Source organism: Spongorhabdus nitratireducens (assembly GCA_947387575.1).
Classification (GTDB): Bacteria; Pseudomonadota; Gammaproteobacteria; order Pseudomonadales; family Endozoicomonadaceae; genus CANDOC01.
On record CANDOC010000008.1, the window covers coordinates 22133 to 34257 of the forward strand.

12 protein-coding genes are annotated in these 12125 nt (G+C 48.9%); 2 read left to right on the forward strand and 10 right to left on the reverse strand.

Translation table 11 applies throughout. From position 1 onward, the window contains the following. Positions 1-12: 12 nt before the first annotated feature. Positions 13-1629, reverse strand: a complete 1617-nt coding sequence (flgK, locus tag ACYZZ0_RS14930) for a flagellar hook-associated protein FlgK (protein ID WP_461537441.1) — start codon at positions 1627-1629, stop codon at positions 13-15. A 439-nt stretch (positions 1630-2068) separates the two neighbouring features. On the opposite strand from flgK, the gene ACYZZ0_RS14935 reads away from it, so the two are divergent. Then, on the forward strand, positions 2069-3487 hold the full coding sequence (locus tag ACYZZ0_RS14935) for an MATE family efflux transporter (protein ID WP_461537442.1): 1419 nt from the start codon (positions 2069-2071) through the stop codon (positions 3485-3487). On the opposite strand, the gene ACYZZ0_RS14940 is transcribed toward ACYZZ0_RS14935, so the two are convergent. The 9 genes from ACYZZ0_RS14940 to flgB all read right to left on the reverse strand — a co-directional run bounded on the left by ACYZZ0_RS14940 (position 3484) and on the right by flgB (position 10375). Then, complete coding sequence (locus tag ACYZZ0_RS14940; RefSeq protein ID WP_461537443.1) at positions 3484-3813, reverse strand: rod-binding protein; 330 nt, start codon at positions 3811-3813, stop codon at positions 3484-3486. The genes ACYZZ0_RS14935 and ACYZZ0_RS14940 overlap by 4 nt on opposite strands. Then, on the reverse strand, positions 3813-4964 hold the full coding sequence (locus ACYZZ0_RS14945) for a flagellar basal body P-ring protein FlgI (protein ID WP_461537444.1): 1152 nt from the start codon (positions 4962-4964) through the stop codon (positions 3813-3815). The genes ACYZZ0_RS14940 and ACYZZ0_RS14945 overlap by 1 nt, the downstream gene beginning before the upstream one ends. A gap of 17 nt (positions 4965-4981) precedes the next feature. Further along, positions 4982-5674 carry a flagellar basal body L-ring protein FlgH gene (gene flgH / locus ACYZZ0_RS14950; protein WP_461537445.1) on the reverse strand — a complete coding sequence of 231 codons (693 nt, stop codon included), beginning with the start codon at positions 5672-5674 and terminating at the stop codon, positions 4982-4984. Positions 5675-5730: 56 nt separating this feature from the next. Next, positions 5731-6516, reverse strand: coding sequence for a flagellar basal-body rod protein FlgG (flgG, locus tag ACYZZ0_RS14955; RefSeq protein WP_461537446.1), 786 nt, complete (start codon positions 6514-6516; stop codon positions 5731-5733). A 134-nt stretch (positions 6517-6650) separates the two neighbouring features. Next, positions 6651-7391 carry a flagellar basal body rod protein FlgF gene (locus ACYZZ0_RS14960; RefSeq protein ID WP_461537447.1) on the reverse strand — a complete coding sequence of 247 codons (741 nt, stop codon included), beginning with the start codon at positions 7389-7391 and terminating at the stop codon, positions 6651-6653. 19 nt (positions 7392-7410) lie between these two features. Next, positions 7411-8616, reverse strand: a complete 1206-nt coding sequence (gene flgE / locus ACYZZ0_RS14965; protein WP_461537448.1) for a flagellar hook protein FlgE — start codon at positions 8614-8616, stop codon at positions 7411-7413. 50 nt (positions 8617-8666) lie between these two features. Next, a complete protein-coding gene (locus ACYZZ0_RS14970) occupies positions 8667-9503 on the reverse strand; it encodes a flagellar hook assembly protein FlgD (protein ID WP_461537449.1) in 837 nt (278 codons plus the stop codon). 4 nt (positions 9504-9507) lie between these two features. Next, entirely contained in the window at positions 9508-9939 is a 432-nt protein-coding gene (gene flgC, locus ACYZZ0_RS14975; protein ID WP_461537450.1) for a flagellar basal body rod protein FlgC, read from the reverse strand. Between the two features lie 46 nt (positions 9940-9985). Then, positions 9986-10375, reverse strand: coding sequence for a flagellar basal body rod protein FlgB (flgB, locus tag ACYZZ0_RS14980; RefSeq protein WP_461537451.1), 390 nt, complete (start codon positions 10373-10375; stop codon positions 9986-9988). A 427-nt stretch (positions 10376-10802) separates the two neighbouring features. Between flgB and flgA the strand changes: the two genes are divergently transcribed. Further along, complete coding sequence (flgA, locus tag ACYZZ0_RS14985) at positions 10803-11540, forward strand: flagellar basal body P-ring formation chaperone FlgA (protein WP_461537452.1); 738 nt, start codon at positions 10803-10805, stop codon at positions 11538-11540. Positions 11541-12125 lie beyond the last annotated feature (585 nt).

Below are 12125 nucleotides of genomic sequence, written 5' to 3' on the forward strand. Positions count from 1 at the left end.
AATCAGAACTGCTCAGAGTGCAAGAATGGTGTCCAGCATTTTTTGCGAAGCTGCTATAACTCTGGCATTGGCCTGATAACTTTGCTGATAGCGGATCATGTTCATCGCCTCCTCATCCATATTCACCCCGCTGACACTAAGCTCTTTGCTCTGGGCGTGCTGATAGAGCTGTTGCCCGGCATTCAGCTTCGATTTTGCAGAGGCAGAGGTACCAATCACATCCGCTGACATCTGACTCCAGCCTTCACTGATGGAGTACTCACCTCCAACCAGCTTTTTATCCTTGAGATCAATAAGCTTGTTGAGCACATCATTATTGCCGGTAGCACCCTTTTCTGAGGAAAAGGCCAGTTTCTCCGGGGAAATATCGTTAGACACACTCACGCTGGAAGCAAAATTGCGGGTTGGCTCAACAGTAAAGGAATCTCCCGCCTGGGCTTTACCCTGCGGCACAGAAATCGAAACACCATCGAACTCAATCGGCATATCTGTACCCGTCGCTACAACCTCGTCATCAGAGCCACGTGTTACACGATATTCAATCTTTCCTGTGTCCGTGTTCTCAATAAAATCAACCCGGTAGTCACTGGCCGTCAGCTTCGAAGTATCTGAGATTTCGACATCCAGAACCGCGTTACCTTTATTATCAGCAAAAGCCTTGGCCCGGTTACCAACATTATTGATATCAGTAAAAAGTGCCGTGCCTTTGTCACCGTTTAGGTCATAGCCGTCTTTCAGCTCGGAGTTAATCGCATCGACCGTAACCAGGGCCAAACGCCCCAGCTCACGCATTGCGGTGTCCAACTCATTATCACGAAACTCCAGCAGTCCCTGAATGGAGCCCCCAACCTGACTGACCGGTTTTTCTGCAGTACCGGTTTTCAGTACCAGCTGCTTTGCTTCAGGATTGGAATTACCAGGTACCAGCGCCAACGTATTGGCCTCATTACCCATTACCAGCATATCGCCATTGGATAGTGACAGATTAACACTGCCGGTGTCGGTAATTTCAGCACGAACATCCATCAATTCAGAAACCTGCTGTACCAACTGATCCCGGGTATCAACAAGGTTGTTAGGCACTCCACCACTTTCAACTGATGTTTTGGCAATAGCTTCATTGACATCTGCCAGTTGCTTCAACAGTCCGTTGGCTTCACTGGTAACAGTCTCCAGCTGGTCGTTGACCTGCTTGTACTGTTTTTGCAATTGTGACTGTAAAGTATTGAAGCGGCTGGCCAGACTCTCGGCATTGCCCAGAACCTGCTGACGATGAGGAATATCAGCAGGGTCAGCTGCTGCATCATTCAGGGCACCAAAGAATTCATTCAATGCCGGGGAAAGACTGGTGCTGTCAGATGTAATGGTCTTTTCCAGCAAAGTCGCCTGTGAACTGAAACTGAGGCTATAGCCATAATCAGAGGCTGACTCCCACACTTGAGAGGTTAGAAAGTTATCACTGATTCGCTGCACATCACTGACATAGACAGTCCCGGTCGGGGAGGTTGAGTTCACAACCTGCTGGCGCGAATATCCAGGCACTGAAGAGTTGGCAATATTTTTACTGGTTATATCCAGAGCCGTTTGGGCAGAAGTCAATCCTGCCATGGCGTTGTACATCATGCTCATGGTAATTCCCCTGCAGCAGACCGTCTCATCCTGCTCAAACAGGCGCGGCTGAATACCTGCTATCAAATTCGAAACGCTGCAACAGTAGTCGACCAAACCGGCAAAGTATTAACATCCATCGCAGCATTCAAGGCGTCTGATGGAAAAATATGCAGGAATTGTTCCATACAAACCCTGCGTGACAGGCCTCAGACAATACGATAGGTTCTGGTTATGTGCCTTGATTTTTATTTTCAGGATGAAAGCTAAATACTCCCAGTTTCTGACCATCCCTTCACAGCAAATTCTCAAACATTCAGACAATACTCCTGCTTTCAGAGTTTTATCACTGTCCGGCTGACACTCTTCTACCAACCCGCTGACTTTCATTATCAGATCTCTGTGATCTGAATAAAAAATCCATAAAAAGGGAATCAAGTATTTTCCCGGGAAGGTAAAAATGAAAATCCGGAAACGGAAAACATCCGGTATGACCTCTGAAAATCTGGCCGACCCTGATCGCCTCAAACAGACATTCTGGCGTTATACCTTGCCTGCCATTCTGGGGATGCTGGTCAGCAGTATTTATTCAACTGCCGACGGTATATTTCTTGGCCAGGCAGTAGGCGCCGAAGGGCTGGCAGCTATCAATATGGTATGGCCAGTTTTCAGTCTGTTTATTGGCCTTGGGCTGATGTGCGGTCTGGGGGCCGGAACACTGAGCTCTATTGCCCGGGGTGAATCAAAACCTGAGCTGGCCCGGAAAATCCTCGGTAACACTGTGCCCTTGCTAATGCTGTTGAGCCTTATCAGTGGGATCCTTCTATTCACATTCAGAGCACCTCTGATGAGCTTGCTGGGAGCCAGTGGTAATGTTTTGAGCATGGCAGATGACTACCTGCTTTACATTAGTATTGCTGCTCCTGCAGGTCTCTTCGGCGCAGCAGTACCACTATTGGTACGAAATGATCAGAACCCACGGCTGGCGACAATCATCATGATTACCGGTGCTGTTATAAATATTATCTTCGACTACCTCTTTATCATGGTATTGGATATGCAGGTTGCCGGAGCGGCGATAGCAACAATCATTGCCGAAAGCACTGTAATGCTTTGGGGGCTGGGTTATTTCTTCAGCCGTTCCGCCAATATGCGACTGGATTTATCCAGTTTGAAACTGCAATACCGGCTTTCGATTAAAACACTCTCTACCGGAGCTTCCGGTTTTTTCATGTTTATGTACTTTGGCTTCATTATGGCAGTACATAATCTGGTTTTTATGGAATACAGCGGTATGGTTGCCGTCGGCGCCTATGCCATTGTCGGGTATATCCAAGCTATCTACTACATGATTGCAGAGGGTATTTCGACGGGAATGCAGCCATTATTGAGCTTTAATAAAGGTGCAGGAAACTATAACAATGTGCGCAAAGTGTTTGCCATGGCCATGCAGGTGGTAGTGGTTACCGGCCTGCTCACAATCCTATTGGTTAATCTTTATCCGGAACAGATTACCGCGATATTCAATAACTCGGACGATGAACTGGCATCACATACAGTGCTTGGGCTGAGACTGCATCTGGCTGCAATTTTTCTGGATGGTTTTATCTTTGTCAGCGCCGCTTATTTTCAGGCACTTGCCAGGTCATCACTGGCGACCACCATTACCATTGGCAACATGCTGGTACAGATACCGCTGGTATTGCTACTACCAGTCTGGTTTGGTGTGACCGGTATATGGATAGCCGTACCGATCTCCAATATTCTCCTCAGTGCTATTGTGCTGGCTTTGCTGATCGTCGATTTTCGACAACAAAGCCTGCAACCAGTCAGGGCATCACTCAAAGAAAGAGCAGAGGCCTTGCCGAATGAGGTCTAGACCTTATCTGACAGTTTGCTCACCAGCATATCTGCCAGCCCCAGCCCCTGTTTACTGGAGAGATCCTTGGCCAGTAAACCGTCAAACCAGTCTCGATAGAATCGTTCCTGACGACTGTTGAAGGGGCTGTCTTCATCAGCAATAGCATCACTGGCTGCACGCATACTTTTCATCATCTGCTGCAAAAACAATGCTTCAAAGTCTTCCGCAACTTCTCTCAACTTATCCTGCTCGGAAGTGTTGGGTTGCCCGGCAACATTAGTGGGTTTGCGAGATATTCCAGTCGTTAGGGCCGGCATGCCCAGTTGTAAGTCGAGACTGTTCATCAGATCACCACCAGTTCAGCTTCCAGTGCTCCGGCACGTTTCAGTGCCTGCAATACGGCCATTAAATCAGTAGGCGTTGCACCTACACTGTTAACAGCATTAATCACATCCTGAAGTGAGCTGCTACCCGGCATCATGACAATGCGTTGTTGCTGTTCATCGACCTGGATATTGGTTTGAGGCAGCACAACAGTTTTACCCGCCTGTGCACCATCCCCATAATTTGACCCGGGCTGAGACGCCGTCAAACTCTCCCTGATAGTCACAACCAGATTGCCATGACTGACTGCAGCAGGCTTCACCCGAACATGCTCATTCATGACAACAGTCCCGGAGCGGCTGTTTATAATCACCCGGGCAGGAGTGCGCCCGATATTAACATCAAGATTTTCCAGCGCGGCCATCCAGACTACCCGCTGACTGGGGTCTGCCGGTGCCGAAATTTCCACAACAGCACCATCTAATGCCCATGCAGTTTTAGCTCCATAGATATTATTCACCGACTCAACAATATTGCGGGCCGTGGTAAAGTTCGGACTTTTCAGGCTCAGCACAATATTCTGACCGTACTGAAACGAACCCGGCACACTGCGCTCCACGATGCCACCATCAGGAATCCGGCCAACAGTCGGGACATTGGACGTGACACTACTGCCTGTCTTGCCATCCACACTGTAACCCGAAACCAGCAAGCTTCCCTGGGCAAGTGCATAAACATTCCCATCAGCACCCTTTAACTGGGTCTGCAGCAACACGCCTCCTTTCAGGCTTACCGCATCCCCAATAGACGACACGGTAACGTCTATTGACTGACCTGGACGAGTAAAGGGCGGGAGCGTGGCTGTGACTGAAACGGCTGCTACGTTCTTTAATTTTGGATCTACATTGGACGGTAGTTGAACACCCAACTGCCGCAACATGTTTTTCAGCGACTGGGAGGTAAACTGTGTCTGACGTGTTTTATCACCACTGCCATCCAGACCGACAACCAGACCGTAACCAATCAGCTGGTTGGAGCGAACCCCCTGAATATCAACCAGATCCAGTAATTTCCGGGTGCGATCTGCTGCAACCGATACGGTTGATGACAAGACAATCAGAACGATGCTTAAAAATGTTCCAAATGCCCTGATCTTTTTAAGTGGCATCATGTTACCCAAACTTTTCATTACATCGGGAACCACGGGCTGTTGAAGAATTTGGTTAACCAACCTGCCTCGCTGGCATTCGCCAGTGTTCCGGTGCCGGAGTAGGCGATGCGGGAATTGGCCATACGCTGAGAGGATACGACGTTATCAGGAGTAATATCTTCCGGTCGCAGCATCCCGGCAATCCGAATATATTCATCTCCCTGGTTCAGCTTGATCCATTTCTCACCAGCAACCTGCAGGGTGCCATTGGGCATGACTTCCATCACAGTTACAGTAATCGAGCCTGATAGCTGATTACCCTGACGACTGGAAGAGCTTCCCTCGAAGGAGCGCTTGCCAGTACCTTTCTGAGCCAACGAGTAACCACTTCCAAAAACACTGGCCATGGTACGCCCGAAGATTGTCATATCACTCAGGTCCAGGTCGTTATTTTTGTTAAAGTCGGTACCCGCACTTTTGCTGGAGCTGGTGCGTTCTTCCAGTTTGATCGTAAGAATATCACCGACCCGGTAAGCCATGCGGTCTTCAAACAGGCTTGCAGTCCGGCCCTGCTGGAACAAACTGCCATGTACAACTGGAGTCTCTTTCGCCGCCGGTAGCTGTGGAGGTTGCCAGGCTTCATCTCCGGGCTTTGGCGTCTTATCCATAGAACTGCAGCCAGCCAGTATGCAGGCCAGAGCAATAACAAGTATCCCGTCACCAAACCGCATTATTATTCCCTCAAGCTTTCCAGAAACAGTTCACCCCGGCAAAAGGTTACTGCTGTTTAAAGCGTTTGATTGACGTACTGCATCATTTCGTCAGTGGCGGAAATCACTTTGGAGTTCATCTCATAACCACGCTGAGCCGTGATCATGGCGACCATCTCTTCCACCATATTGACGTTGGATTTTTCCTGCGCAAATTGCTTCAGGGTACCGGTGCCATCTTCTCCTGGAATCGTATCAACGGCTTCACCACTGGCAGGGGACTCACGATATAAATTCATACCGGAAGCCGTAAGACCGGCCGGGTTTACAAAATTGGTAACCGTAATCTGGCCCACTTCTTCCGGTTGGGTTTGTCCCTGAATAGACACACTGACGGTTCCATCATTACCAATCGTTACCGTGGTAGCATTATTTGGAATGGTAATTTCCGGATCCAGCAAGAAACCACCGGCAGAAACCAGAGAACCGTCGGCATTAACATGGAACTGGCCGTTGCGGGTAAAAGCTGATGTACCGTCCGGCATAGTCAGTTTAAAGAAACCATGCCCGGTAATAGCGACATCCATAGGATTAGTGGTGGTTTCAATCGCTCCGGTAGTAAATACCTTCTGGGTACCTACTACCCGAACCCCGCTACCCAGCTGCATACCCGCAGGTAAATCACTGTTCTCACCATTGCTGCTACCCGGCTGACGCTGAACCTGATAGAACAGGTCTTCAAATACCACCCGGTCTTTCTTGAAGCCGACGGTGTTCACATTGGCCAGGTTATTGGCAATGGTATTGAGCTGGCGGTCCTGAGCTGTCAGTCCGGTCTGACTTACCCACAGAGCAGGATTCATCGGGGTTCACTCCACCCGGACAACTGTCTTCTGTCCGGTATTACAATTGATCTTGTTCGTGTTATCAGCAGTTCACTCTGCTGCACGTCCTGTGTTTTATCGACGCTGGCCTGGTACGTTATCAATCACGTAGCCTAGTCACGTAGCAATGCATCGCCGGCCTGAGCAATATCATCTGCCGCCCGCATAACTTTTAGTTGCAGTTCAAACTGGCGAGTCAGCGACATATACGACGACATTTCCATCATGGGCTGGACGTTACTGGACTCAAGGTAGCCGGAAGCAACCTGAACATTTTCGTCCTGATCAGGAATACCGGCTTCAGGGTCTCGGGGTCGAAACAAACTGTCAGGCCCTTTAACCATCAGATCGGGTGGATTGACCAGTTTGAGCTGTGCCAGTTCGACCAGGTTGGTAGCCTCATCTCCCTGACCAACAATACTGATCATGCCGTTCTCACCAATCACCAACTTGTCATATTCAGGAATATCAATCGGGCCATCAGCACCCATCACTTGCAACCCATGTCTGTTCACCAGACGACCATCAGCATCAACATGGAAACTGCCTGCCCGGGTATATGCTTCCTGCCCATTGGCATCTTCAACAGCAAACCAGCCATCAGTATTCAGTGCCACATCCAGTTCACCGCCGGTAAACTCGAGCGTACCGGTACGGGTATCGACAAAAGACTCACCTACACCGGCCATTACCCTGGACTGCCAGCCGTCGCCCTCTACCTGTTTAGCAACAGCTGTCGCAAAGTCAGCGCGATAACCCAGGGTATTCATGTTGGCCAGGTTTGAGGTGTGCTGACGCTGCATCAGCAACGTTCGACTTGCACCACTCATAGCGGTATAGACGAGTCTATCCATGTTTCAGCTTCCGTTCCGGTTAAACACTCTGCAACAGTGTTTGGGTAAGACTATTACTGGTTGTGATCATCTTGGCATTGGCCTGATAGGCACTCTGCACTACAACCATATTGACCAGTTCTTTAGCCTGATCCACATTGGACTGTTCAACAGCACCGGCAATAGTACTGCCCAAACCTGCTGTATTTGGTAAGCCATAGAGTGCTGCACCGGAATCCCGGGATGCGACCCAGGTAGTGTCACCGTTCTGTTCCAGACCATTGGGGTTGGCGAAATCTGCCAGAACAACAGCGCCCATCATTCGACGTTCGCCGTTACTGTATTGGGCATATATTTTCCCTTCCTTACTGATTTCAATGCCCTGATAACTACCAGAAGGGTTACCATTCTGCTTGTTGGTGTTCACAGAAAAGTCTGACCCGAATTGAGTGAAGGAAGACACATCCATGGCCACCTTCAGTGGAGCTGCACCACCCGGCAGAGAACCTGTCAGGTCAACAGTTTTCTTACTGGTATCACCATCAATGCTGGCCAGGCTGCCATTTTCATTGAACTTGAGGTCAGCAGTGCCGATTTCATCTTTGCCGACCATATAGTGAACATCCCAGCTGTTATCGCCCTTTTTTACATAATAAGCGGTAACCGTATGGGAATTACCCTGACTGTCATATACCTGGGTTGAGCTGGTGCTGTTATAAGAGGCCGGATTAGAGGAATCAAACGTATCAACTTTTGGTTTGTCCTGACGAGAATCCAGGTTAATGCCCAGCTCAATGGATGAGGTTGGTTTGGCAGGCATATCACTATTGCTGACTTTCAGATCCTGTGGTGCACCAGTAACCAGATTGCCATTCGCATCGGCTGGATAGCCTTGAACCCGCAATCCCTGGTTGTTAACCAGATAGTTATCCTTATCCATTTCAAAATGGCCGGCACGACTGTAGACCAGCTGACCACTCGCATCCTCAAGAACAAAAAAGCCATCGCCCTTGATAGCCATGTCGGTTTTACTGGATGTGTAGTTTATATTCCCCTGGCTCATATTCTGGGAGACATCGGCAACATAAACACCACCACCGGAACCACCAGAAGTATATAGATCAGCAAACTGAGCAGACATTGCCTTGTAGCCCGTAGTGCTGGTGTTGGCAATATTGTTGCTGATGTAGTCCATGCTTCGGGAAGCACTGTTCAGACCGCTAATCGCTGTATAAAGGCTTGGCATTTACTCTTCTCCGGAATACTCAATGTGAAACATGACAACAGGCTGGGCCACTATCCATTTCCGGACAGTGCCAAAGCTGCAGGCCCCGGTGGCAAGGCCCGGGCGCTCTGGTCAGAGCCAAATGCAGCTTTCTGAAGAGCAGATAAATGCTCCGGTGGTACAAAGAAAGGGTTGGCTCCTACCGGTGCTGCCATATTTTGCACTCCTGCAGGAGCCGGGCTATTGGCAGGCTTACCCTCGACTTCAAGTAACAGCGACAGAGGAACAAGACCAATATCATCAACATCCACCAGGATTTCCTTGCCATTGCCAGGAATAACCACACTGTTGACAACAGAGCGCTGAGCCACGGCCACTTCTGTTTTCTGGCCACCGCTTTCCATCATTGCTTCAAAGCGATATTTGCCTGGTTTGAGGGGTTCTTTCAGCTTATCCAGGTTAAAGTCAACCGGTCCCCCTTTGGTCTGGGCCCCCAGTTCCAGAGAGGTAACCAGCTTGTCATTCTCGTCATAGATTTTCAGCGTTACATCATCAGCAGCACCGGGCATCATGACCTGCCCATCGACCGGAGGATCACCTTCATCAACATTGAAGGTATTAGCTACCACTACGACCTGCTGGCCAACAAGACTGTGGGCATAGAGAGACTGGGATGAATACATTTGCTTGCGCAGTGCTTCGACTGAAGCCTGGGTCTCGGATGCGCTGGCGACCATACTCAGATTGGACAGTTGAGTTACAATCTCCGAGCTGCTCATAGGCTCGGTCGGATCCTGATGTTTCATCTGGGTCAGTAGCAGTTGCATGAAAGCATCTGAATCGAGGGGGTTGCTACTGCTGCCAGATGCTGCATTATTTGATGAGCCATTAACGCTGCTAACGTCCATCGTCTCAGCTTCCCAGTGTCAGCAGGCGTTCCTGCATTTTGCGAGCTCCGTTCATAACCTCAATGCTGGTCTGGAAACTGCTGGATGCAGACATCATGTCAGCCATTTCCTCAACGACATTGACGTTGGGGTAGTAAACTTCGCCACTTTCATTGGCCAGTGGGTGACCCGGCATGTTGCGCACTTCCAGGGGGGCTTCGCTATCAACAATATCCACCAGTTTTACACTGTATACGCCTTCACCCTGGCTCTTTCCGAAGCCTTTTTTGGCATCTTCCAGTACGGCAGCAAATATCGGCTTTTTAGCACGATAGGTATCACCCTCTGCTTCACCCGTAGACTCAGCGTTGGCCAGGTTACTGGCTACAGTGTTCAGGCGCAGGCTCTGAGCACTCATGGCAGAACCTGCAATATCGAAGATAGTTCCCAGCGACATACCGTAATCCTTCTACTTATTCCTTTACTTTCCCCTAAACAATGGTTTATTCACCATTGATAGCCCGGGCCAGCCCTTTGAATTTCTTGTTCAGAAAGGTAAAGCTGGTGTCATAACTCATGCGGTTGCGGGCCCACTTGGCTTGCTGCTGACCGATATCAACTGTGTTGCCATCAGCAGAAGGTTGCAGTGCTTCGTCTTCAACGAGACCGGAAGCAGATGCTCCGCCACCTAAAGACATATGCTTCTCGTTAGTCCGGGTTAGCTGAAGCCCCTGCTTCTGTTGTTTCAGCATCTGACTGAAATCAACATCCTTGGCCTTGAACCCCGGGGTATCAACATTGGCGATATTACTGGCAAGCACTTCAGCCCGCTGGCTTCTCATTTCAAGAGCCTGAGGGTGAATGCCCAAAGCCTTATCAAAACTGATGGCCATTACAGCACCTTGAGTAGTTACAGCTAAAAGTCACAGCGAGCAGTCATTCGAGCGGCGTTGTAAACTTTGCAAAAACACGATCAGTACGACAAAAAGCAAACGGTATGCCAAAAAAATTGCACACAGGATAGAAACACAACAAAAAGGAAAGAATATTTATCTTAAATACCAAGACTTTGAGTCGACTACTGTTGGTACAGCGGAAACAGACATTCAGAGTTTCAAGTACAGCCCCCTCACTCTCATATTTATTCACTTCTCAGGCTTAACCGGAAACTCGGGAGGAACAATTTTTCCCTGATTTTTTCAGATTCTTGTCACTTTTTTCCGGAACAGTTAGCGGCACATATATACAGACATACAGATAGTGAGCAATTAACCGTAGAATACGACGAAATCTGTATAAAGAGATAAAACGTATATCTCCATGAAAAAGCATGCCCTTTTTGTAGTGGCCCTGATTTGGACACTGCTGGCTCCTGCAGCATTTCCGGTTTTTGCTGAAACAGCGCCTGACAGAGCTGCTGATTTTGCAACCCAGATTAGACATGCAGTGATAGCTGCAGTAGAACCACTGGCATCACTACAAGCAAAACAAGTAAATGCCAGCCGTTTCCAGGTGATACCCAAGCCTCTGGGAAGCCGGCTCAACCTGACTGCATGCAATGCTCCCCTGAGCGTAGAATTGCTATCAAGCCAGTCAAAGGGTGTGCAGAAACTAAAAGTCAGTTGTGACAGTCCGAAGCGGTGGAAAATTCACACTCAGGCAAGAATAGAAGTTATGGCTCAGGTGCTGTTCAGTAATACGACACTACCAAGTGGTAGCAGGGTAGATGCAGACCAGATCAGCTATCAGGAAATGGATGTAACCAAACTGAAGCGAGGCTATCTTACTCGTCCAGAGCAACTGCAAAACAAGACCGTTCGCCGAACTGTTCGCCCGAACACCCTGCTCACACCGGGATTGTTACGTGATGCGATACTGATCAAACGTGGCGACAGAATAACTATCTCATCGGGGACAACAGGTATTATTGTACAAATGACCGGGGTCGCGTTGGAGGATGGCGCAGCAGGAAAGCAAATTCGGGTAAAAAATATTTCCAGCGGAAAAGTTGTTCATGGACGGGTTCAGGATGCAGCAACTGTAGTCACGGGTAGCTGACTACAAGTCATTCAGGGGTCGGCTCCAGATCAAGACCCCACCCGTCAAACGAATGTGGGGAATAGCCATTATTGGGATAAGTCACTGGAACTTGTGACTCTTTATCTACATCCCATTTGAAGCCTACACCTCTAACACCAGATCCAGTGCGATTGGGCAGGTTCTTCCGATGGTTTCGGGCCTCTTCGGCCTTGTTATTGTTGATTTCTCTGGCATCTTCAGATCGCGCACCCTGATTGACATACACCTCCAGCGCTGAGTCACGGCTACCCGATTCTCTCCAGTCAGCACCAAATACCCACAGAGGTAAGAGAGCAAGTAGCGTACAGGCAAGCTTACTTGCACGAGATAATAATCTGGTGCTGAAATCGGCTCTACTGACCCTACTGGCTGTTTTCACTACATCACTCGATATCAGCTGATTTCAGAACCAATATAGACCAGTGCAATCCCTAATCGTTCAACCAAGTCACGTATACCATTATGATGCTGACTACGGTTTAATCCTGTGTTTCAAATGTCGACTTCTGCAGAGACAGAAGAGTTTTGATCATCATCCCCGTTAAGAGTGCAGCACGGTAAAAG